Raw genomic sequence first — 22,015 nt, 5'->3', positions numbered from 1 at the left:
GATCCGGTTTGGGTTCGAATGCCGCGGCGGCTCTATGCCGGGCAATTCTGCCGGGCAGGGCGGCTCCGGGCGGGTGGCCCGGAGCCGTTCTGGGGAAGGTTTATTCGACGGGCTTAACGGTGTCCGTCGGCGGCTTCTGGTTGCCCCAGAAGGCTGGATTGTCGACGTTCTCCTTGGTGATCGCGGCACCCGGGATCTTGATGTTGGGGCCCCAGGCCTCCTTGGTCACCACTGATTTCAGCCCAAGCACGTCATAGTCGCCGGGCTTGATTTCCTGCTTGTTGACGACCTTGTCCATGAACATGGCGACGGCCGCGGCCTGCGCGTAGAGCGGCTGTTCGACTTCGACGTTGAGCCAGCCCTTGCGGATCAGGTCGAGGCCGACCGGCGCGCCGTTCGAACTCATCAGCATGACGTCGCCCGGCTTCTTGCCGGCGGCCTCGAGCGAGGCGACGGCGGCGACCGAAAGATGCGCGGCGTGGCTGAAGATCAGGTCGATGTCGGGGTTGGCAAGCATCTGGTCGGCGACGATGGTGCCGGCGTTGCTGGCCTCCCATTGCATGGCCGGCAGCGAGATAATCTTGACGTCCGGGAACGCCTTCATCTTCTCTTCAAAGCCTTTCTGGATGTCCAGCGTGTAGGGATCGCCGGGGTCGCCGAGCACCTGCAGGATCTTGCCCTTCACAGCGCCGTTCTTGGCCTTCAGCAGCGCTTCGGCCTGTTCGGCGGCGACGTGGCCGATCTCGACAGTGCCGGCTACCGAGGTGAAGTCGGACGGAGTGGAGGTGATCTGGCGATCGAATTCCACGACAGGTATGCCGGCCGCGCGCGCGGCCTCGATCGACGGCTTCAGCGCGTTGAAGTCGACGGCGGCCAGGATGATCGCCTTCGGTTTCAGCGCGATGACGTCGTTCATCTGCGATTGCTGGGCGTCGGTCTTGTTGTCGGCGTTCAGCGTCTTCATCTCGTAGCCGACCTGTTTCAGGAACAGTTCCAGCGCGCTCACCGAGCCGGTCTGGAACTCATCGAGCAAGGTCGGCACCATGTAGTAGACGGTACCCTTGGACTGGGCGAATGCCGGCGTGAGCGTGGCAACTGCCAGTGCCAGGATACCTAGGACAGAAAGAAGTATTCGTTTCATGTCGTTGGCTCCTCTAGTGCCGGACCCCTCTTTTGTCCCTCAGCCCGCCGGTCCGGCACCGGCAAGCGTCTCCCCGGTGATCATGTTGATCACCGCATCGGGACTTGTTTTGTTGCGTGCGACATCGCCGGCCACGACGCCTTGCCGGATCACCACGATCCGGTCTGCGACCTGGAAGGCCTGCTGCATGATGTGGGTGATGATGACGACGCCGATGCCCTGGTTCGCCACTTGGCGGATCATGTCGAGGCCGCGCCGCGTCTGTTCGACGCCAAGCGCTGCGAACGGCTCGTCGAGCAGCACAAGCTTGCCGCCCCAGTGCACGAAGCGGTTGAGCTCGATGGCTTGCCGCTGGCCGCCCGAGAGATGCTCGACATTGGTGCGCAATGACGGAATACGGGTGCCGGCGCTGGCAAGCGCCTTGCCGACCACGGCCTCCATCGCCCGCTCGTCGAGCACTGGAATGCCGAGCACCTTGCGCGTGATCTCACGGCCCATGAAGAAATTGGCCACCACGTCGACATTGGTGCACAGCGACAGGTCCTGATAGACGGTCTCGATGCCCGCCGCCTTGGCCTCGGCGGGGGATTTGGCAAGGAACTCCTTACCTTCGAACAGCATGCGGCCGGAGGTGGGCTCCAGGCCGCCGGCGATGATCTTGACCAGCGTCGACTTCCCGGCGCCGTTATCGCCCAGCAACGCGACCACCTCGCCCTTGCCGATCGAGAAGCTGATACCCTTCAGCGCCTGGATCGCGCCGTAGTTCTTGGTGACGTTGTCGAGCACCAGCAAGGGTTCGCTCATCAGGCAACCTCCCTGGCTGTCAGAATATCGCGGCCGCGTTCGCGCTCGGCGGTGAACATCTGGCCGAAGCGTGGCGACAACACGCCAGAGACGGCCAATGCGGCCGCGCCGCGCAGCACGGCTTGCTGGCCGCCGCCGGCGACGACGATGCGTGGCGTCTTGCGATCCTTGCGGGCCGAAACCGAATTGTGCAGAGGCGCAGCCGATCTCGCCAGGCGTTCGAGCAGGTCCGGGGCCGCCAGCCCGCCGAGCACGACCGTCTCGGGGTCGAAAAGGTTCTCGATGATGGCAATGGCGTTGCGGAAGATCGGGCCGACCTCGGCGACCCAATCGGCATCGCTGCCCTTCCAGCGCCCTCGCGCTTCGAGCGAGACATAACGTTCGAGGCAACCGCGATTGCCGCACGGGCAAAGCTCGCCATTGGGAACGACGGGAATATGGCCGATCTCGCCGGCATTGCCCCAGGCGCCGCGCAGCACGCTGCCGTCATGCATCATGGCGCTGCCAAGTCCGACGCCGAAATAGAGATAGTAATATTCGGAATGCTGGGCGCCGATGCCGTAGAGGCGCTCGCCCATGGCGGCCGCAGCCATGTCGCCGTCGAAAAAGGCCGGCAATCCCGTCGCCGCCGTCAGCCGCTCGCGCAGCGCCACGTCCTTCCAGCCGGCCATTGTGGTCGGCCCGATGAAGCTCATCGTGTCCACGCCGAACGGGCCGGGAAGCGCCATGCCGATGCCGATGACGCGGCCCGCGGCGCGCGTTCCGGTCAGGTCGCGGACCATGGCGCGGACCTGGTCGAACGCATGATCGGGCGTCGCGTTGGGGGCCTCGCGGTGCAAGCTGTCGATCACGTCACCGCTGAGATTGATCAGCGCCGCGTCGATCCCCAGCGGCGTCAGGTGGATGCCGACGGCATAGCCGCCCTCGGGATTGATGCGCAGCGTCGCCGGTGGCAGGCCACGGCCCTTCGGCTCCTCGCGTACGGACAGGACGTAACCCTGCTCCTCCAGTTCGCGAACGATGGTCGATACGGTTTGAACGGTGAGGCCGACGTGCCTGGCGATATCGCCTCTGGCGATGGGGCCGTACCGGCGGATCGATTCGAGCACGATGCGCCGGTTGTACGGCCGCCCGAACTCCTGATTGGTCCCTCGCAATGCCATGCCTTGCGTCCCCGGTTGAGGCAAGGTTGGCACCAAATATTTATTCAGTCAAATGGAATTCAAAAATGCGCCGCATTTGAGGGCGCGCCCGCTACGGCGGAAAAGCCGGCCGGTGTCCGGCTGATCACCGCGCCCTAGATAGCGGGACATGGATAAGATTTATGTCTTGCTGATTTTCGCCGCGGCCATTGCCATCATCTGCCTGGGCGGCAGATGGAACACATCTGATACCGACCACTATATGGGCTTCGACAATTTGCGGTCGCCTCGAAAGGGAAAAGCCCTGAACGGCGACAAGGATGCGAAAAAGCAATGAGGACGGCGCGGGATGGCGGCGGCCTGGGCCCGTGCGTTAGAGATACTGCGCGACCTTCTTGCCGACCGTGAGGAAACGCAAAGGATCGATCGCTTCGCCATTGTGGCGGACTTCGTAATGCAGATGCGGGCCGGTCGAGCGACCGCTGCTGCCGGTCTTGCCGATGACAGCGCCGGCATCCACTTTTTCGCCCACGGTCACGTTGATTTCGCTGAGATGTCCATAGCGCGTGGCAAATCCATTGCCGTGATCGATTTCGACCATGCGGCCATAGCCGCCATTCCAGCCCGCCTTGATGACCACGCCTGGCGCGGTGACCTTGGCCGCCATGCCGATCGGCGCCCTGAAGTCCATTCCCGAATGCAGGGCGGCCGTGCCGAGGATCGGGTCGGTGCGCACCCCGAACGGGCTGGTGACGGAATGACCGGGTGCGGGATTCGCGAGCGGCAGCCGGCGTGCTTCCTTCTTGAGCTGGTCGAGCGTGTCCAGCGCCTCGTCCAGTTCCTTGACCTTGCTGTCGAAAAACATCGAGCTGTCAAGCGGGATCAGCGGTCCGCCGACATCGCTTTCGTTCTTGCCGAAGTCGCTGTCGACCGGCAGCCCGGCCGCCTCGAGCGCCTGGGTTATGGCGTCGGCATTCTTGTAGGCGTTGTCAGCAAGTATGCTGATGCGCGTGAGCTGGTCATTCTCGATGGATTTCAACGACTTGTTGATCGAAATGAACAGCTTGTCGGCACGATCGGCGGCTGAATCGTTCGGCAGCGGATCGGAGCGGGTCGCCCACAGGGAGAACGGCCTGGTGTCGGCGGCGCCAGGGGCGGCGCCGAGGCTGGCCAGCGCGTAGCTTTGAGCAGGCTGGTGGATGCTGCCGGTCACTTCGGCGTGTTTGTCAGGCTTTGCCGGCACTGCCGGATCTTCGGCCGTCGCTGCGCCGACTTCATTTTCGGCGCGGTCGAGCAGCGGGCCGAGGCGGCCGTGGCGCTGGCTGAGTTGCGTCTGGCGCTCCAAAAGCTCGCTCACCTTGGTTTCCATCAATTGCTGGTCAAGCAACTGCCGGCTGGTGATGCGGTCGACCTGGGCGCGAAGCGCCGAGATGCGGTCTTCGTAAGCCTGCTGCATGCGCGCCTGGCGCGCGGTGGTGGCGCCGATCAGGTCGTCGCGCAGCACGAGATAGGAGGTGGCCAGCAGGTAACCGATGGCGATCGCCGCCAGCGCCGAACCGAGAAATACAACCAGCCAGGGCCGGATCGTGAAGTGCCTGATCTCGCTGCCGCGGGCGATGATGACTGTATGCGGTTCCTTGCGCCTGCCAAAGATCGCGGACTGACCGGTTGCGTTCACGGGACCAAGCTTTCGTTTACGACACCACGACAGCCCGACTACACATTATTAAGGTTAACAAAGCTTTGCCGAAGCAAGACGCCGGCAAGAATTGCCCGCAAAGCGAGCATGGGGTTGCTTCGCGTCGCTTTCTGAAAACAAGGGCGCGGAGGCGCCCCCTCAAATCGCCCGCACAGCTTCCAGCACCTCCTCGGCATGGCCCTTGACGCGGACCTTGCGCCAGATCCTGGCGATGCGCCCGTCGCGGCCGATCAGGAACGTCGCGCGCTCGACACCCATGTATTTGCGGCCATACATCGATTTTTCGACCCAAAGGTGGTAGGCCTCGATCACCTTGCGCTCCTCGTCGGAGGCAAGGTCGATGGTAAGATCGTATTTCGACTTGAACTTGTCGTGCTTCCTGGCGCTGTCGGGCGACAGGCCGATCACGACGGCGCCGGCCTTCTCGAACTCCGGCTTCAGCTGCGAAAAGCTGATCGCTTCGGCGGTGCAGCCGGTGGTGTCGTCCTGTGGGTAGAAGTAGAGGACGACAGGTCTGCCGGCAAAGCCGGCCAGGCTGAGCGAACCACCGCCGTCCCGCGGCAACTCGAATTGCGGCGCGGGATCGCCCACATTGAGGTCAGCCATATCCATGCCCTTGTTTGAGGTTACGCGCGAAGCCACACCGATATAGTGTCGAGCGGGGATTCGTCCACGAGCGAGTTCGTAGAACGGAAAATTGCGTGGATCAGGAGCAACCGCAGCACGAGAAGATCAGGTTCAGGCGGGATGAAATCACCGACCTGGGCGCCTTGCCATCGGCTTGCCGCGTTCCGCCGCTCGGCCAGGCGGCGATCGGCCGCGGCTTTCGTATCCTATCGCGGCTGTTTGCCGGCGCCGTTGCGCTGGTGCTGCTGGCGGGGGTGGCTGTCTATCTCATCGGTGTCTCCGGAATAGGGGCCGACCGGCTGCGCGTCGAGGCGGAGGCCGCCATCGAGAAGCTAGCGGGTGTCGATGTCGATGTTGCGGTCGGGCCGGCCCGCATCACCCTCGACAGTTCGAGCTTCGTCGCGCTCCAGGTGAGCGACGTCAGCCTGAAGGCCAGCGACGGTAAACCCATGGCCGATGCGGGCAGGGTGCGTTTCGGCATCCGCCTGCTGCCGCTGCTTCGAGGCGAGGTGCGGCTGACCAGCGCCAGGATTTCCGATGCGCGCATCGTTACCGCGGCGATGCCGTCGGGCGGCGACTGGACGGCCGAGCTGCGCAATCGGGACGGGCTGATCGATCCCGAAAAATTGTCCGATGCGCTCTTTGCCAACATCAATCACGCTCTCGATGCGGTGCGCGAGGAATCGCTGCACCGTATCGATCTTCACAATGTGGCATTCGTCTTGCCCGACACCGAGGCGGTCAGGTTGATCACCGTCGCCGACGCGGTCGTCCTGCAGTCGGGGACAGGCGGCATGGAGTTCTCCTCGCAGGCAAATGTCGACGGCAAGGCGGTGACCGTCGCCGCATCCGCCAGCCGCGATGCCGAGACCCGGCGCGTGATGTCGCTGGATGCCACCGTCGGCATCGCCGAAGACGGCGGCGAAAGCGGCGCAATGGCGTCCGGCGGCAAGTTGGGGGCGCTCAGCGTGACGCTCAAAGGGTCGCAGGGGGCCGACGACACCGCGTCGCGGCTGACGGCTGCCCTGTCGTCCAGGGGATCGGTGCTTGATCTCGGCACGCGTGGCCTGCTGTCGGCCGATGTCGATCTCGGCGCCACGCTCGTCCGCGGCAGCAACAAGATCCAGGTGGACAGGCTGTTGCTGAAGACCGGCCGCTCGACCTTCGATTTCGCCGGCTCGATCGGGCCCAGACCCGCGACCGGCGCCGCCGGAGAGGAGCCGGCCTACCGATACGATCTGACCAGTGACGGCTCGACACTGGCGCCTTCGGAATCGCCGGAGCCAGCGCTCACCTTCCTTGCCCGCATCGCCGGCGTCTACCAGACAAAAAGCCATAAATTGGTAGCCGATCAGATCGCAGTCCGGTCGGCCGCTTCCAGCGAGGTCCTTGGAACCGCGGCCGTGGAGTTCGTTGACGGCAAGGCTCCCGGCATCAATCTGGCGCTCAACGTGCACGACATGCCGGTCTCGCACGTCAAGCAGCTTTGGCCATGGTTTTCGGCGCGCAATGCACGGCTCTGGGTATTGGACAATCTGTTCGGCGGCCGCGTCGTCGATGCCAATCTTCAATTCCAGGTGGTGCCTGATCGCCTCGGCAATGGCGTGCCGCTTTCCGCCGACGAGGTGTTCGGCCGCTTCCAGATCGAAGGATCGCGTTTCGACACGGCTGGCCGCATTCCGCCGATACGCGATGCCGTCGGTGTCGTCGCCTTCCACGGCAATGACGTCGATATCTCCCTGTCCTCTGGCACCGTCTTCATGCCCAGCGGCCGCACCGTGGCGGCCAGCAACGGCACGCTGACCGTCAAGGCGGCCAACCGCCCGCCGGTCGTCGGCGCGCTCGACATCGACGTTGCCGGCGAAGCGTCCGCGGTCGCTGAACTTGCCTCCTACGAGCCGATCAATGCCATGCGCCATGTCGGCTTCCTGCCCGAAGACCTGTCCGGCAGCGTCACCGGCCATGTCAGGGCCGATATTCCGCTGCAATCCGGCGTCGACAGCTCGAAGCTCGATTGGCTGGTATCGCTCGACTACAGCGGGCTTTCCTTGGCCAAGCCGTTCGAAGGCCAGACCGTGACGGATGCCGATGGTTCCGTCACGGTCGACCCTGAAAAGGCTGTCATTTCCGCCAAGGCATCCCTGAACGGCATTCCGGCCGAACTCGACCTGATCGAGCCGCTGGAGGATGGCGGACCGGCACGCAGCCGCAAGGTGGCCCTGGTGCTCGACGACAAGATCCGCGCCGCCGCCATGCCGGGGCTGGCCCCGTTGCTGGGCGGAACAGTGAAGGTAGCGATCGACAAAAGCGGGGAGGGCAACCAGAACGTCTCGGCCGACCTGACCAATGCCAGGCTCGACATTCCCTGGGCCGGATGGAGCAAGGGGGCAGGGGTCCCCGCAAGTGCCACATTCGTCATGACCACGTCCGGCGACACCACGACGCTGTCCGACTTCGACCTCGACGGCAAGACATTCTCCGTCGACGGCAACATCGTGCTGGTCAACGGGGCCCTGTCCTCGGCAAAGTTCAGCAAAGTCGCCCTGAACCGGGGCGACGACGTGGCGGTGTCCGTCAAGCGATCGGGCAGGGGCTATGCAGTCAACGTCAGCGGCAATGCCCTGGATGCCCGCTCGCTGATCAAGCAGTTCACCTCCGACGTCGACACCGCGACCAAGACGACGGGCGCCGACGCGATTTCCGTCAGCGCCGACGTCGATCGGCTGACCGGTTTCCACGACGAGCAACTGTCCAACCTCAAGCTCGACTACAGCGCGGCCGGTTCGAAGGTGAACGGGCTGAAGGTCAGCGCCACTGCAAGTTCGGGAGCCGCCATAGCCATCAGCAACACGAGCAGCGCCGGCCGGCGCTCGCTTAACGTACAGTCGGCGGACGCCGGTGCGATACTGAGATTCCTCAACATCTACGAGCACATGGAAGGTGGGGCGATTGCCCTGGCCTTGTCAGGAGCGGGCGACGGGCCGATGAAGGGCAAGGTGGACACGACGAACTTCTTCGTCGTCAACGAACCGAAGCTCGCATCCATCGTCTCGACCACACCCGCAGGCGACAGCCGCAGCCTTAATCAGGCGGTCAAGGGCAAGCTCGACACCTCGCGGGTACAGTTCGAACGCGGCTACGCCGAGATCGAGAAGGGCAGCGGCTATCTCAGGCTGGCCAACGGCGTGCTGCGCGGTCCCCGCATCGGCACGACGTTCCAGGGCACGCTCTATGACCAGAACAACAATATGGACATGACCGGCACCTTCATGCCGGTATACGGCCTCAACCGCATCTTCGGTGAACTGCCCATCGTCGGCGCGCTTTTGGGCAATGGCCGCGACCGCGGCCTGATCGGCGTGACCTACCGGCTCAAGGGCAACGCCAACAAGCCGCTGCTCGACATCAACCCGCTCTCGGTGATCGCGCCGGGGATATTCAGGTCGATCTTCGAGTACCGGTGAAGGGGCCTCAGATCGGCCGCACCAAAGTGTGTTTTTTCCTGCCCAGTGAAAGCTTTACGACGTTTTCCGGACTCAAATCCTGAAGCGTGACCGTGCGACGGTCATCGCTGACAGGCTGATCATTGAGCCGCACCGCACCGCCTTGCACATGCCGCCGCGCTTCGCCGTTGGACGCCGCCAGCCCGGCGGTCACCAGCAGCGCCAGGATGCCGACGCCGGCTTCGAGCTTGGCGTTTTCAACCTCGACGCTCGGCAGCGTCTCGGCGAGGGCACCTTCCTCGAAGGTCTTGCGTGCGGTTTCGCTGGCCTGTTCGGCGGCGCCGCGACCATGGAGCAACGCGGTGATCTCCGTGGCGAGGATCTTTTTCGCCTCGTTGATCTCGGACCCACCGAGCTTCTCCAGGCGCGCCACCTCGTCCAACGGCAGCGTCGTGTAGAGCTTCAGGAAACGGCCGACATCGGCGTCCTCCGTGTTGCGCCAATACTGCCAGAATTCGTAAGGCGAGAGCATCTCGGCATCGAGCCAGACCGCGCCCGCGGCGGACTTGCCCATCTTGGCGCCCGACGAGGTGGTGAGCAGCGGCGTCGTCAGCGCATAAAGCTGCGCGTCCTCCATGCGGCGACCGAGATCGATGCCGTTGATGATGTTGCCCCACTGGTCGGAGCCGCCCATCTGCAGACGGCAGCCGAGGCGCTTGTAGAGCTCGACGAAGTCGTAGGCCTGCAGGAGCATGTAGTTGAATTCGAGGAAGGACAACGACTGCTCGCGGTCGAGCCGCAGCTTGACGGAATCGAACGCCAGCATGCGGTTGACCGAAAAGTGACGGCCGACGTCGCGCAGGAAATTGACGTAGTTGATCTCCATCAGCCAGTCGGCGTTGTTGACCATGATCGCGTCATTCGGGCCGCTGCCGAATTTGAGATACGGCATGAAATTGCGGCGGATGCCGGCGAGATTGTCATCGATGTCGCGCGGTGTCAGAAGCTTGCGCGCCTCGTCCTTGAAGGAAGGGTCGCCGATCATCGAGGTGCCGCCGCCCATCAGGGCGATCGGCCGATGGCCGGTCTGCTGCAGCCAGTGCAACATCATGATCTGGATCAGCGAGCCGGCGTGCAGGCTCTTGGCGGTCGCGTCGAAGCCGATATAGGCCGTCACCGTCTCCTTGGCGAAGAGATCGTCCAGCCCGGCATCATCCGAGGTCTGGTGGATGAAGCCGCGCTCGCTCATCGTGCGCAGGAAATCGGATTTGAAGGCAGGCATCTTTTCTTTCCCGAAAGCGTCCGCCCGTCCGGCGCGGGCGTATGTGAAAGCGCGCGTTTAGCACCCAAGCGCGATCAGCAAAAGTGGATTCCGGTTTTGCGCCCGATCGTGCTTCGACCAGGGGCTTGGCAATCACTTGTTGTTGAAACGCCGCAAGCCGCCTCTCGGCGCGGATGCTTGCTTCATTGTTTGTGCTGGCGTAATGAGGCGCGCGCCAAAAGGTCCTTGCAGCCCACGACCTCAAGCGGCACCGCACGGCATCCACCCAATGCCATATCCGACGACAGAGCCCCACGCGACATGCCGGACGCATTGATATCCATCGTCATTCCTTGCAGGAACGAGGCGGCAAACCTGCCGCTGCTGATCGATGAAATCGAGGCGGCGATGACCGGGCGCGACTTCGAACTGATCATCGTCAACGACGGCTCGACCGACGAAACCGCAGCCGTTCTCGCCAGGCAGGCAGCACTTCGCCCGTTTCCCGTCAGGGAATTGCGGCACGAGAAATCCGCCGGCCAGAGCCTCTCGGTACGCTCCGGCGCCTGGGCGGCGCGCGGAAGCATCGTCGCCACGATCGACGGCGATGGCCAGAACGATCCTCAGTACATTCCCATGCTGGTCGACGCCTTGCGGCGGGCCGGGCCCGACTACGGCGCCGCGCAAGGGCAACGCCTGAAGCGCCGCGACAGCAAGGTCAAGCAACTGGCATCGCGGTTCGCCAACTGGCTGAGAAACGCCATCCTGCATGACGAGACGCGCGACACAGGCTGCGGCCTGAAGGCGGTCCACACCGAGATCCTGCGCAAGCTGCCGTTCTTCGACGGCACCCATCGTTTCGTTCCGGCGCTGGTCATCCAGGAAGGATACCATGTCGCGCATTGCGACGTCGTCGACCGCTCCCGCCGCCACGGCAAGTCGAACTACGGAATTTTCGACCGTGGCCTGCAGGGCGTGCTCGATCTCTGCGGCGTCTGGTGGCTGCGCCGCAGGCGTCGCCGGATGCCAAAAGTAGAGGAAATCACGCATGGTTAACGTGCTTCAGGAACTGGTGACCTGGATCCACCGGGTCTTCATCGAACAGTTCAACGCGTGGATCCTGCTCGGCTTCGTCGCCCAGTTCTTTTTCACCATGCGCTTCGTCGTGCAGTGGCTCGCATCGGAAAAGGCCAAGCGAAGCGTCGTGCCGATCGCCTTCTGGTTCTTCTCGCTGTTCGGCGGAGGTCTGTTGCTGATTTATGCGATCAAGCGGCAGGACCCGGTGTTCATCGCCGGCCAGGGCATGGGCTTGTTCATCTACATCAGAAATCTCTGGCTGATCGCCAATGAACGCAAGGCGGCGATGACGAAGGTCGATTGAGCGGCTTTGCGCATCAGGGAAGAATGGTCGGAGAGGCTGGAATATGGCGCTGAACAGGAACTACATCCTTCTTTTCCTGTTCAGCCTGGTGATGACGGTGTCGGGACTTGCGTCCATGCCGCCGCTGGACCGTGACGAGCCGCGCTTCGTCCAGGCCACCAAGCAGATGGTCGAGAGCGGCGATTATGTCGACATCCGCTTTCAGGACGCTTCGCGCTACCAGAAGCCGATCGGCATCTATTGGCTGCAATCCGCGGCCGTGGCTCTGAGCGGCAAGGGCGCCGCCGCACCAATATGGGTCTACCGCCTGGTGTCGACGCTGGGCATCGCCTTGGCCGTTCTCGGCATCGCCTGGACGGGCACCAGGCTTTTCGGAGCCAGTGCCGGCATCGCCGCCGGCCTGGTGATGGCGGCGATCTTCGCCACCGCCTTCGAGGGCCGCGACGCCAAGACCGATGCGATGCTGCTGGCCTGCTGCGTGGCGGCGCAGGGCGCGCTGGCGCAGATTTACCTGGCATCGCGCCGCAACGAGCCCGTCGCCGGCCATCTGTGGTGGATATTCTGGCTGGCGCAAGGGGCCGCGATCCTCATCAAGGGGCCGATCGCCCCACTGCTGTCGGCGCTCACCATCGCTGTCTTGTTTGCATTCGAACGCGACGGGCGCTGGCTGTCGAAGCTCAAGGTGGGGCGCGGCCTGCTGCTCGTCGTGCTGATCGTGTTGCCCTGGCTCGCCCTGATCACCTGGAAAAGCCACGGCGCCTTCCTCCAGCAGGCCGTCGGCAAGGATATGCTCGGCAAGGTCGCCCAGGGCGAGGAATCGCACGGCCTGCCGCCCGGCTTCTACATGTTGACCTATTCGCTGTTCATGTGGCCGTTCGGCCTGATCGCCGTCGGCGCCGGCCTGCAAGCCCTCAACCGGCTGCGCGACGATGTCAGGCTGCGCTTCTGCCTCGCCTGGTACATCCCCTTCTGGCTGGTATTCGAACTGATTCCGACCAAGCTGCCGCACTACGTGCTGCCGGCCTATCCCGGCATGGCGCTGCTGATCGGCTGGCTTTTGACATTGCAGCCGCAGGAAGCCAATGCGCCGCTCCGGCGCTGGCAGCAATGGTTGTGGTGGTCGACTGCATTCGGCCTGGTCGTGGTCAGCCTCGGCCTGGCTGCGGTCTGCGTGGGCGCCCCGATCTATCTCACCCATACTTTCTCGTGGTGGAGCATTCCGGCCGCCGCGTCGGCGCTCGGCGCCGGCTACCTGGCCTTCTCGCGACAGTTGCAAGTGCCGCTTGCCCGTATCGGCGCCGTCGCCGCCTGTGCGGGCATCGCCTACGGGTTGCTGTTTGGTATCATCGCCCCGTCCTTGAAGCCGATATGGCTGAGCCCGGCGATCAACCAGGCTGTGCGCGTCTACAAGCCTTGCGACACCTCGGTGCTGGCGTCGGCGCGGTATCACGAGCCGAGCCTTGTGTTCCTGGTGGGCACGAAAACGATACTGACCGACATCGATGGCGTGGCAAAGCATCTGCTTGCCGACCCCGCCTGCGCGCTGGGGCTGGCGCCGGTCGAGGATGAGCAGAAACTCAATGGATTGCTGGCGGGGCAAGGCAAGGCGGCGAGCCATCTTACGACGATCGACGGGCTCAACTTTTCATCGGGAGACAAAATGTCGCTCGGCCTCTTCCGTATCGCCCAATGAGTTCGACAATGGGATCGGGTTTTCAATGCTGGTGAAACCGCGCCCTTCCGTATCCGTTGCGCCCGCTGCGGTGGTGCGTCGGTCCGTTGGCAATTTCCGCGACACGCTGCGGATCGTGAGAGGGCGCTTCGCCGCTCGTTCCGCCTCGTATCCCAAGGTCCTATGGCCGCTCTGGATCTCGGCCTGGATTTTGCTCACGGCAGCGGCGTTCGTCGGCCTCGACACGCCGGCGGGACTGCTGCACGGCCGGTGGTCGGCGGGCTTCGGCCGGCTCGCCGAGTTCCTGACACAGTTCGGCCTGGGCGGCTGGTATCTCATCCCGCCGGCACTCTTGCTCATAGGGGCCAATCTGACGGACTGGCGAAGCCTGTCGCGGCGGTCATTGATGCTCGTCTACAACTGGACCTGCCTGGCGTTCCTTGCACTGAGCGCCGTCGGTCTGTCCGGCCTGCTGGTCAATGTCCTGAAATATGCGGTCGGCCGGGCGCGTCCGCTCTATTTTCAGGATCTCGGCGTGCTCTCGCTGCGTCCCTTCGCCTTCGATGCGCGCTTTGCCGGTTTCCCGTCCGGTCACGCCACGACCATGGGGGCCGTGTTCGGCATCCTGCTGCTTTTGTTCCCGCGGCGCTGGTACATCGCCTTGCCGATCACGGCCTGCATCGCCTCGACGCGGGTCTTCGTCGGCGCGCATTATCCGAGTGATACCGTCGCCGGCTTTGGTCTTGGCTTTGCCTTCGCGCTGGTTTGCGGACTGGTCTTTGCCCGGCTCGGCTTCATCTTCAGCCCGACACGATCGGGATTGCCGGTGCGCAAGCAGACGTTTCGGCTGATCGGTCGAACAAGCCGAACGGCCGTCTGATCCATCGAGCCTGGGATTTAGTCGCCGTTCAGTCCGCCATAGGACCTTACCAGGTTCACCATGTCGGACGAATTTGCCGTCTCGCTTTCAAGCCCGTGCGCAACGCCTGCGCGATCCGCGACGGGACGGTTCTGGCTGACCTTCCATTTGCCATGGATTTCGGCGATCTCGATCTCCAGCCCGATGATGCCCTTGATCTGCGACTGGATGAACGGGGCAGGCGCATCCGTTACCGCCCATGGCGCCTCACGCGTGCCTTCCTGCGATGCCGTCAGGTCGGCGATCTGCCGCGCCAGCCAGTCCTGATCATCGATCACCTTCGCGGTGCCGCGTACCTGCACGATGGCATAGTTCCAGGTCGGCACCACCTTGCCGGTCTCGCGCTTGGTCTCGTACCAGGACGGCGTCACATAGGCGTCGCTGCCCTGGAAGACGATCAGCACCGTCGAGGCCGGATTGTCGGCGATAAGCCGCCATTGCGGATTGGCTTTGGCCAGATGTGCGCGCAACCTGCCATTTGGCCCGACATCGGCGTCGATCAGGAACGGAATGGCGTCGGCGACCGGCCCTTCGGGTCCGCTGGAAACCAAGAGGCCGAGCGGATGTGCCCGGATCAGCCCGTGCAGCACCTCCGGCCGTGTTTCCTGGAAATGAGGAGGCTGGTACATCGCGATCATCCGTCCTTTAGCGCAGCCGCTTCGGGCGCGGATCCGACAATTCGCCGGCCAGCCGGCGATCGAGATAATCCGCGCATTCCTCGATCAGCAGTTCGGCATCGTTGGCGAAGAAATGATTGGCGCCGGGCAATGTCTTCTGCGTGATGGTGATGCCCTTTTGCGTGTGCAGCTTGTCGACCAGGCCTTGCACGTCCTTCGGCGGCGCCACCTTGTCAGCGTCGCCATGGATGATGAGCCCCGAGGAGGGGCAGGGGGCCAGGAAGGAAAAGTCGTAGGTGTTGGGTTGCGGCGCGACCGAGATGAAGCCTTCGATCTCGGGCCGGCGCATCAAAAGCTGCATGCCGATCCACGAGCCGAACGAATAGCCGGCAACCCAGCAACTCTTGGAATCCGGATGCAGCGACTGCACCCAGTCGAGTGCGGCGGCCGCATCCGACAATTCGCCGGTACCGTGATCGAATTCGCCTTGGCTGCGCCCGATGCCGCGGAAATTGAAGCGCAGCGTGGTGAAGTCGCGCTTCTGGAACATGTAGAAGAGGTCGTAGACGATTTTGTTGTTCATCGTCCCGCCGAATTGCGGGTGCGGATGCAAGACAATGGCAATCGGCGCGCTCTTTTCCTTCGAGGGCTGGTATCGACCCTCCAGACGGCCGGCCGGACCGGTGAAAATGACCTCAGGCATGAAATACTCCAACTTGGGTAATAAGAATGCGCGGCGCCCGGAGAACCTTCCTCTGGCCTTGACGCAGGGCGAGCGTCTTCATAGAAGCTAGTTTAGAATTGTTCAAAACTGGGTGGCCGGAACGCAATCGTCCGGCTGCCCGCGCCGCAAGCCGCGTAAATAGGACGGCTTGCCTTGGAATTTCAAGGAAATAACGCGATATCTCGGTGGAATGGCTTCTGACGGGACCAACTGGAAGAAAATGGCCGGAATGCGCGCCTATCTCGACTACAATGCCAGTGCGCCCCTGCTTGCAGCGGCACGCGAGGCTATGGTCGCGGCGCTCGATGTGGCCGCCAACCCATCATCGGTCCATGCCGAAGGGCGTGCGGCGCGTCGCCTGATCGAAACTGCAAGGCGTGATGTGGCGGAATTGGTGAAGGCCAAGGCTGGGCATGTCGTGTTCACGTCAGGCGCCACGGAAGCCGCCTCGACGCTGCTGACGCCCGATTGGCGGATGGGGCGCGGGACCATCCGCATGAGCCATCTCTATGTCTGCGAAGCCGACCACCCCTGCCTGTTGAACGGCGGGTCCTTCCCGGCCTCGCAGGTGACGCGGATCGGCGTCGACGCCAATGGAATTGTCGACCTCGAAGCAATGGCAAACGCGCTTGCCGCGCACGATAAGGCCGCCGGCCTGCCGCTGGTGGCAATCCATGCCGCCAACAATGAGACTGGTGTCATCCAGCCGGTCGATCGTATCGCCGAAATCGTAAAGGCGGTCGACGGTGTCCTCGTCGTAGACGCGGTTCAGGCGGCAGGGCGCATTTCGATCGACATTTCGGCGGGTTACGCCGACTATCTGATACTGTCGTCGCACAAGATTGGCGGCCCCAAGGGCGTCGGCGCCATCGTCGCCGCTGCCGATCTGATGATGCCGAAGCCGCTCATCAACGGCGGTGGCCAGGAAAAGGGCCATCGCGGCGGCACCGAGAACCTGCCCGGCATTGCGGGATTTGGCGCGGCGGCGCGGGAGGCTCTCATCGGATTGGAGGCCATCGACGCCCTGCGTCGGTGCCGCGACGAGATCGAGGCCATCGTTAAAATGTTGATACCGGACGTGGAAATCTTCGGAACCGGCGCACCGAGGCTTGCCAACACGACATTCTTCGCTATTCCCGGCGCCAAGGCCGAAACGGTACAGATCGCCTTCGACCTGGCCGGTGTGGCGCTGTCGGCGGGTTCCGCCTGCTCGTCGGGTAAAGTCGGTCCGAGCCATGTGCTGAAGGCCATGGGTCAAGGTGACAGTCCGGGTGCGTTGCGCTTGTCGATCGGCGCGGCGACCGGCGCGCAGGACATCGAGGCGTTCCGCCTGGCGTTGGCAGAAATCGCCGCACGTCGGGTGGGCAAGGAGAAGGCCGCGTAGCGGTTGGACGAATTTGGGCCTTTCGGCCTGGTAGAGCCGTGCGTTTCATGCTGGCCGGGTGAATTTCCGGCCGAGGCGCACTATATGAAACTTACGCCGCCGCGGGTGCTCCTTGGGTGCTTATCCGGCGGTGCCATAGTTTGAAAACTGTCGGGCCTTGACCCCGGCGTGGATGGAGAACGCATATGCCTGCTGTGCAGGACACGATCGATCGGGTCCGAAAGATCGACGTCGACCAATACAAATACGGGTTCCAGACCGAAATCGCTGTCGACAAGGCCCCCAAGGGCCTGAGCGAAGACATCATCCGTTTCATTTCAGCGAAGAAGGACGAACCGTCCTGGATGCTGGAATGGCGTCTGGAAGCCTATCGGCGCTGGCTGACGCTGGAAGAGCCGACCTGGGCGCGCGTCAACTATCCCAAGATCGATTTCCAGGACATCTATTACTACGCGGCGCCGAAGAGCACGCCCGGACCGAGCTCGCTCAGCGACGTCGATCCGGAGATCTTGAAGGTCTACGAGAAACTCGGCATTCCGCTGAAGGAGCAGGAGATCCTGGCCGGCGTGCAGAAGACCGATGCGTCCGAGCTCGAGGAAGCCAGCGACAACGTCTACAAGTCCGGCCGCGTCGCCGTCGACGCCGTGTTCGATTCGGTATCCGTCGTCACCACGTTCAAGAAGGAACTGGCGCAGGCGGGCGTCATCTTCTGCTCGATCTCGGAAGCCATCCGCGAGCATCCGGAACTGGTGAAGAAATATCTCGGCTCGGTCGTGCCGACGTCGGATAATTTTTATGCGACGCTGAATTCGGCCGTCTTCACCGACGGCTCGTTTGTCTTCGTGCCCAAGGGCGTTCGCTGCCCGATGGAACTGTCGACCTATTTCCGCATGAACGAGAAGAACACCGGCCAGTTCGAGCGCACGCTGATCATCGCCGAGGAGGGGGCCTACGTCTCCTATCTCGAAGGCTGCACGGCGCCGCAGCGCGACGAGAACCAGCTCCATGCCGCAGTCGTCGAACTGGTGGCGCTCGATGACGCCGAAATCAAATATTCCACCGTGCAGAACTGGTATCCCGGCGACGCCGAGGGCAAGGGCGGCATCTATAATTTCGTTACCAAGCGCGGCGATTGCCGTGGCCACCGCTCGAAGATCTCGTGGACGCAGGTCGAGACCGGCTCGGCGATCACGTGGAAATACCCGAGCTGCATCCTGCGCGGCGACGATTCCAGCGGCGAGTTCTATTCGATCGCCGTGTCGAACGGCTACCAACAGGTCGACAGCGGCACCAAGATGATCCATCTCGGCAAGAACACGTCGAGCCGCATCATCTCCAAGGGCATCGCCGCCGGTTTTTCGCAGAACACTTATCGCGGCCAGGTTTCGGCGCATCGCAAGGCGACCAATGCGCGCAACTTCACCAATTGCGACTCGCTGCTGATCGGCGACCAGTGCGGCGCACATACCGTGCCCTACATGGAAGCCAAGAACGCGACCGCGCAGTTCGAACACGAAGCGACGACGTCGAAGATTTCCGAGGACCAGAAGTTCTACGTCATGCAGCGCGGCATTCCGGAGGAGGAAGCGATCGCGCTCATCGTGAACGGCTTCGTCAAGGACGTCATCCAGCAGCTGCCGATGGAATTTGCCGTCGAGGCACAGAAGCTGATCGGGATCTCGCTCGAGGGCTCGGTCGGCTGACCAGACAGATATTCAGGAAACAAAAGAATGCTTGAGATCAAGAACCTGCATGCCCGCATCGTCGATGACGGCACCGAAATCATTCGCGGCCTGAACCTCTCGGTGAAAGCCGGCGAGGTCGCCGCGATCATGGGGCCGAATGGCTCGGGCAAGTCGACGCTGTCCTACATCCTCGCCGGCCGCGAGGACTACGAGGTCACCGAGGGCGATATCCTCTACAACGGCCAGTCGATCCTCGAAATGGATCCGGCCGAGCGCGCGACTTCGGGCATTTTCCTGGCCTTCCAGTATCCGATGGAGATACCGGGCGTGGCGACCATGGAATTCCTGAAGGTTGCCATGAACGAGCAGCGCAAGGCGCGCGGCGAGGAGCCGCTGAAGATCCCCGAATTCCTGAAGCGGGTGAAGGATGCCGCAGCCTCGCTCAACATGGACATGGCAATGCTGAAGCGGCCGCTCAATGTCGGCTTCTCCGGCGGCGAGAAGAAGCGCGCCGAGATCCTGCAGATGAAGCTTTTGGAACCAAAGCTCTGCGTGCTTGACGAGACCGATTCCGGGCTCGACATCGATGCGCTCAAGATCGTCTCCGATGGCGTCAACGCGCTGCGCTCGCCCGAGCGCGCCATTGTCGTCATCACGCACTATCAGCGGCTGCTCGAACACATCGTGCCCGACACCGTGCACGTGCTCTACAAGGGCCAGGTCATCAAGTCCGGCGACAAGTCGCTGGCGCTCGACCTCGAGGCCAATGGCTATGCCGGCGTGATCGGTGAAGCCGCGTGAGATGCCAGAAGGCAAGGTCAAACTGATGAACATGCACACACAACCCCAGCGGACACCGGCCGAAACAGCGTTGATCGACGCTTTCGGCGAACGGTTGTCGCTGCTGCCGGGCGACGGCGCGGTGATGTTGAAGCGCGACGACGCCATCGAGGCGGTGAAGCACGGACTGCCGACCCGGCGTATCGAATCCTGGCACTACACCGACCTGCGCCGGCTGCTGAATGCGGTGCCGGACTTCGACCCGACGGCCGTGGCCAAAGCCATCGCGCCAGTCGTTGAAGGTTCCACCGTGTTGCCGCTTCTCAACGGCGTGTCGAGCGCCAAAACGCCCGCAATCGAAGGCGTCAGCGTCCAGTGCCTGTCGGAGAAACTGACCGACGGCAGCATCGCGCCTGGGCTCGAGCCCTACGGCAGCGACGATGCCATCGGGGCGTTGAACACGGCTTTCGTCGCCGACGGTTATTTCGTCGACATCGCCGATGGCATCCAAGTGGAAAAGCCGATCGAATTGCAAAACCTGCAGGCCGGCGGCCAGACGCATGTACGCCTGGCCGTGCGCGCCGGCGCCGACGCCAAGGCTGTGATCGTCGAACGCCAGGCCGGCGAGGGCGCGGCCCTTGTCAGCTCGGTCAGCCAGCTCGTGCTCGGCGAAGGCGCCGAGGTGACGTGGCTGATCATCCAGGAGCAGCCGGACACGGCAACGCATCTGGCGCAGTTCAAGGCTCATATCGGCAAGAATGCGAAGCTGACGCTGTTCGTCATGAACGCCGGCGGCAAGCTCGTGCGCCAGGAGGTCGTGGTGAAGACGACGGGCGAGGGCGCTGACTTCCAATTGCGCGGCATCAACCTGCTGGCCGGCGACGCCCACACGGACACCACCATGGTGCTCGATCATGCGGTGCCGCACACCACGTCGACCGAAGTGATCCGCAATGTCGTGACCGGCAAGGCGCGTGGCGTCTTCCAGGGCCGCATCAACGTCCATCAATACGCGCAGAAGACCAACGCCAAAATGGCTTGCAACACGCTGCTTCTGTCGGACGACGGCGAGTTCTCGACCAAGCCGGAACTCGAAATCTTCGCCGACGACGTGGTCTGCGGTCATGGCGCCACCGTCACCGAGATCGACCACAACCATCTATTTTACCTGATGGCGCGCGGCATCGACGAGAAGAGCGCCCGTGGTCTGCTGGTGAAGGCCTTCATCGCCGAGGTGATCGAGGAACTGGACGACGAGGTGATCGTCGAGGCCCTGGAGACCAGGCTCGACGGCTGGTTTGCGGCGCATGGATGAGTGGATAGGGCTCGCTCCGGCGAACACCCCTGATCCGGCCGCTTCGCGGCCACCTTCTCCCACAAGGGGAGAAGGAAGAGCGCCTGACCTTCTCCCCTTGTGGGAGAAGGTGGATTGGCGCGAAGCGCCGAGACGGATGAGGGGCGTTGCACGGAATGAGGCGGTGCCTCAAGAGAGCTTATGATGGACCAGAAAGTCGAAACCTACGACGTCGAGGCGATCCGCCGCGATTTCCCGATTCTGTCACGCGAAGTCTACGGCAAACCTCTCGTCTATCTCGACAATGGCGCCTCGGCGCAGAAGCCGCAGGCGGTGCTCGACGCGGTCCAGCACGCCTATGCCCAGGAATACGCCAACGTCCATCGCGGCCTGCACTTCCTGTCCAATGCAGCGACCGACGCCTATGAGAAGGCGCGGGAGACGGTTCGCCGCTTCCTCAATGCGCCGAGCACCGACAATATCGTCTTCACCTCGAACACGACATCGGCGATCAACACGGTCGCCTATGGCTATGGCATGCCCAATATCGGCGAGGGCGACGAGATCGTGCTGTCGATCATGGAGCACCACTCCAACATCGTGCCATGGCATTTCATCCGCGAGCGGCAGGGCGCCAAACTGGTCTGGGTGCCGGTCGACGATCTCGGCGTCTTCCACATCGAGGAATTCGAGAAGCGGCTGACAGACCGGACGAAGCTGGTCGCTATCACGCAGATGTCGAACGCGCTGGGCACGGTGACGCCGATCAAGGAGATCGTGCGCATCGCGCATTCGCGCGGCATTCCCGTGCTCGTCGACGGCAGCCAGAGCGCTGTCCATATGCCCATCGACGTGCAGGACCTCGACTGCGATTTCTTCGTCTTCACCGGCCACAAGGTCTACGGTCCCTCCGGCATCGGTGTGCTCTATGGCAAGAAGGACATCTTGCAGCGCATGCGTCCGTTCATGGGTGGCGGCGAGATGATCGAGGAGGTGACCGAAGACATCGTCACCTACAACGACCCGCCGCACCGCTTCGAGGCCGGTACGCCGCCGATCGTCCAGGCGATCGGGCTCGGCGCCGCGCTCGATTACATGGAAAAGATCGGCCGCGAGCGCATCGCCGCGCACGAGGCCGATTTGAAGGACTATGCGCACGAGCGGCTGCGCGCCATCAACTCGCTGCGCATCTTCGGCGACGCGCCCGGCAAGGGCGCCATCATCTCGTTCGAGCTGCAAGGCATTCATGCCCATGACGTGTCGATGGTGATCGACCGGCAAGGCGTGGCTGTGCGCGCGGGCACCCATTGCGCCCAGCCCCTGTTGAAACGCTTCGGCGTAACCTCCACATGCAGGGCGTCGTTCGGCATGTATAATACGCGAGCCGAAGTCGATGCTTTGGCTGATGCGTTGGAAAAAGCGCGCAAGTTTTTCGGGTGACG

19 protein-coding genes are annotated in these 22,015 nt (G+C 63.2%); 11 read left to right on the top strand and 8 right to left on the bottom strand.

Translation table 11 applies throughout. From position 1 onward, the window contains the following. Positions 1–100: 100 nt before the first annotated feature. From FJ972_RS19660 to FJ972_RS19650, 3 genes are read right to left on the bottom strand one after another with little or no spacing between them, the layout of a single operon-like run. A complete protein-coding gene (locus FJ972_RS19660; RefSeq protein ID WP_140515774.1) occupies positions 101–1,141 on the bottom strand; it encodes a sugar ABC transporter substrate-binding protein in 1,041 nt (346 codons plus the stop codon). 39 nt (positions 1,142–1,180) lie between these two features. Further along, positions 1,181–1,945 carry an ATP-binding cassette domain-containing protein gene (locus tag FJ972_RS19655; protein ID WP_140493903.1) on the bottom strand — a complete coding sequence of 255 codons (765 nt, stop codon included), beginning with the start codon at positions 1,943–1,945 and terminating at the stop codon, positions 1,181–1,183. Further along, positions 1,945–3,108 carry an ROK family transcriptional regulator gene (locus FJ972_RS19650; RefSeq protein WP_140515776.1) on the bottom strand — a complete coding sequence of 388 codons (1,164 nt, stop codon included), beginning with the start codon at positions 3,106–3,108 and terminating at the stop codon, positions 1,945–1,947. Before FJ972_RS19650 ends, FJ972_RS19655 begins: the two co-directional genes overlap by 1 nt. A gap of 148 nt (positions 3,109–3,256) precedes the next feature. Here FJ972_RS19650 and FJ972_RS19645 point away from each other — a divergent pair, with 148 nt between their 5' ends. Beyond that, positions 3,257–3,424, top strand: a complete 168-nt coding sequence (locus FJ972_RS19645) for a hypothetical protein (protein ID WP_181168489.1) — start codon at positions 3,257–3,259, stop codon at positions 3,422–3,424. A 36-nt stretch (positions 3,425–3,460) separates the two neighbouring features. On the opposite strand, the gene FJ972_RS19640 is transcribed toward FJ972_RS19645, so the two are convergent. Continuing rightward, positions 3,461–4,765 carry a M23 family metallopeptidase gene (locus FJ972_RS19640; RefSeq protein WP_140522022.1) on the bottom strand — a complete coding sequence of 435 codons (1,305 nt, stop codon included), beginning with the start codon at positions 4,763–4,765 and terminating at the stop codon, positions 3,461–3,463. Positions 4,766–4,924: 159 nt separating this feature from the next. Beyond that, complete coding sequence (locus tag FJ972_RS19635) at positions 4,925–5,392, bottom strand: peroxiredoxin (protein ID WP_140493897.1); 468 nt, start codon at positions 5,390–5,392, stop codon at positions 4,925–4,927. Positions 5,393–5,487: 95 nt separating this feature from the next. Here FJ972_RS19635 and FJ972_RS19630 point away from each other — a divergent pair, with 95 nt between their 5' ends. Continuing rightward, the gene (locus FJ972_RS19630; protein WP_140522024.1) at positions 5,488–8,877 is read left to right on the top strand and encodes a DUF3971 domain-containing protein; all 3,390 of its coding nucleotides are present in this window, start codon (positions 5,488–5,490) and stop codon (positions 8,875–8,877) included. A gap of 7 nt (positions 8,878–8,884) precedes the next feature. Here FJ972_RS19630 and tyrS read toward each other — a convergent pair whose 3' ends face one another. Continuing rightward, positions 8,885–10,138, bottom strand: a complete 1,254-nt coding sequence (gene tyrS / locus FJ972_RS19625) for a tyrosine--tRNA ligase (protein WP_140522026.1) — start codon at positions 10,136–10,138, stop codon at positions 8,885–8,887. A 300-nt stretch (positions 10,139–10,438) separates the two neighbouring features. Between tyrS and FJ972_RS19620 the strand changes: the two genes are divergently transcribed. The 4 genes from FJ972_RS19620 to FJ972_RS19605 all read left to right on the top strand — a co-directional run bounded on the left by FJ972_RS19620 (position 10,439) and on the right by FJ972_RS19605 (position 14,050). Beyond that, a complete protein-coding gene (locus FJ972_RS19620; RefSeq protein WP_140522028.1) occupies positions 10,439–11,173 on the top strand; it encodes a glycosyltransferase family 2 protein in 735 nt (244 codons plus the stop codon). After that, complete coding sequence (locus FJ972_RS19615) at positions 11,166–11,498, top strand: lipid-A-disaccharide synthase N-terminal domain-containing protein (protein ID WP_140493889.1); 333 nt, start codon at positions 11,166–11,168, stop codon at positions 11,496–11,498. Before FJ972_RS19620 ends, FJ972_RS19615 begins: the two co-directional genes overlap by 8 nt. 43 nt (positions 11,499–11,541) lie before the next feature. After that, a complete protein-coding gene (locus tag FJ972_RS19610; protein WP_181173487.1) occupies positions 11,542–13,191 on the top strand; it encodes an ArnT family glycosyltransferase in 1,650 nt (549 codons plus the stop codon). Between the two features lie 190 nt (positions 13,192–13,381). Then, on the top strand, positions 13,382–14,050 hold the full coding sequence (locus tag FJ972_RS19605) for a phosphatase PAP2 family protein (protein WP_226880350.1): 669 nt from the start codon (positions 13,382–13,384) through the stop codon (positions 14,048–14,050). 17 nt (positions 14,051–14,067) lie between these two features. Here FJ972_RS19605 and FJ972_RS19600 read toward each other — a convergent pair whose 3' ends face one another. Together FJ972_RS19600 and FJ972_RS19595 are read right to left on the bottom strand one after the other, a co-directional pair. Then, positions 14,068–14,718, bottom strand: coding sequence for an FMN-binding negative transcriptional regulator (locus tag FJ972_RS19600; RefSeq protein ID WP_140493885.1), 651 nt, complete (start codon positions 14,716–14,718; stop codon positions 14,068–14,070). 16 nt (positions 14,719–14,734) lie between these two features. After that, positions 14,735–15,409: an alpha/beta hydrolase gene (locus FJ972_RS19595; protein WP_140493883.1), complete on the bottom strand. Its 675-nt coding sequence runs from the start codon at positions 15,407–15,409 to the stop codon at positions 14,735–14,737. 241 nt (positions 15,410–15,650) lie between these two features. Here FJ972_RS19595 and FJ972_RS19590 point away from each other — a divergent pair, with 241 nt between their 5' ends. From FJ972_RS19590 to FJ972_RS19570, 5 genes are all read left to right on the top strand, one after another. Continuing rightward, a complete protein-coding gene (locus FJ972_RS19590) occupies positions 15,651–16,814 on the top strand; it encodes a cysteine desulfurase family protein (RefSeq protein ID WP_140522190.1) in 1,164 nt (387 codons plus the stop codon). A gap of 185 nt (positions 16,815–16,999) precedes the next feature. Beyond that, entirely contained in the window at positions 17,000–18,517 is a 1,518-nt protein-coding gene (gene sufB, locus FJ972_RS19585) for a Fe-S cluster assembly protein SufB (protein WP_140493879.1), read from the top strand. A gap of 27 nt (positions 18,518–18,544) precedes the next feature. Continuing rightward, positions 18,545–19,300, top strand: a complete 756-nt coding sequence (gene sufC / locus FJ972_RS19580; RefSeq protein ID WP_140522032.1) for a Fe-S cluster assembly ATPase SufC — start codon at positions 18,545–18,547, stop codon at positions 19,298–19,300. A 25-nt stretch (positions 19,301–19,325) separates the two neighbouring features. Next, positions 19,326–20,594, top strand: a complete 1,269-nt coding sequence (gene sufD, locus FJ972_RS19575) for a Fe-S cluster assembly protein SufD (RefSeq protein ID WP_140522034.1) — start codon at positions 19,326–19,328, stop codon at positions 20,592–20,594. A 183-nt stretch (positions 20,595–20,777) separates the two neighbouring features. Next, the gene (locus FJ972_RS19570; RefSeq protein WP_140494998.1) at positions 20,778–22,013 is read left to right on the top strand and encodes a cysteine desulfurase; all 1,236 of its coding nucleotides are present in this window, start codon (positions 20,778–20,780) and stop codon (positions 22,011–22,013) included. Positions 22,014–22,015: the final 2 nt, after the last annotated feature.

It is taken from the genome of Mesorhizobium sp. B2-1-1, assembly GCF_006442975.2.
Taxonomy (GTDB): Bacteria; Pseudomonadota; Alphaproteobacteria; order Rhizobiales; family Rhizobiaceae; genus Mesorhizobium.
The sequence above is the reverse complement of the archived record's forward strand: the minus strand, read 5'-3'. Positions and strand labels throughout refer to the sequence as shown.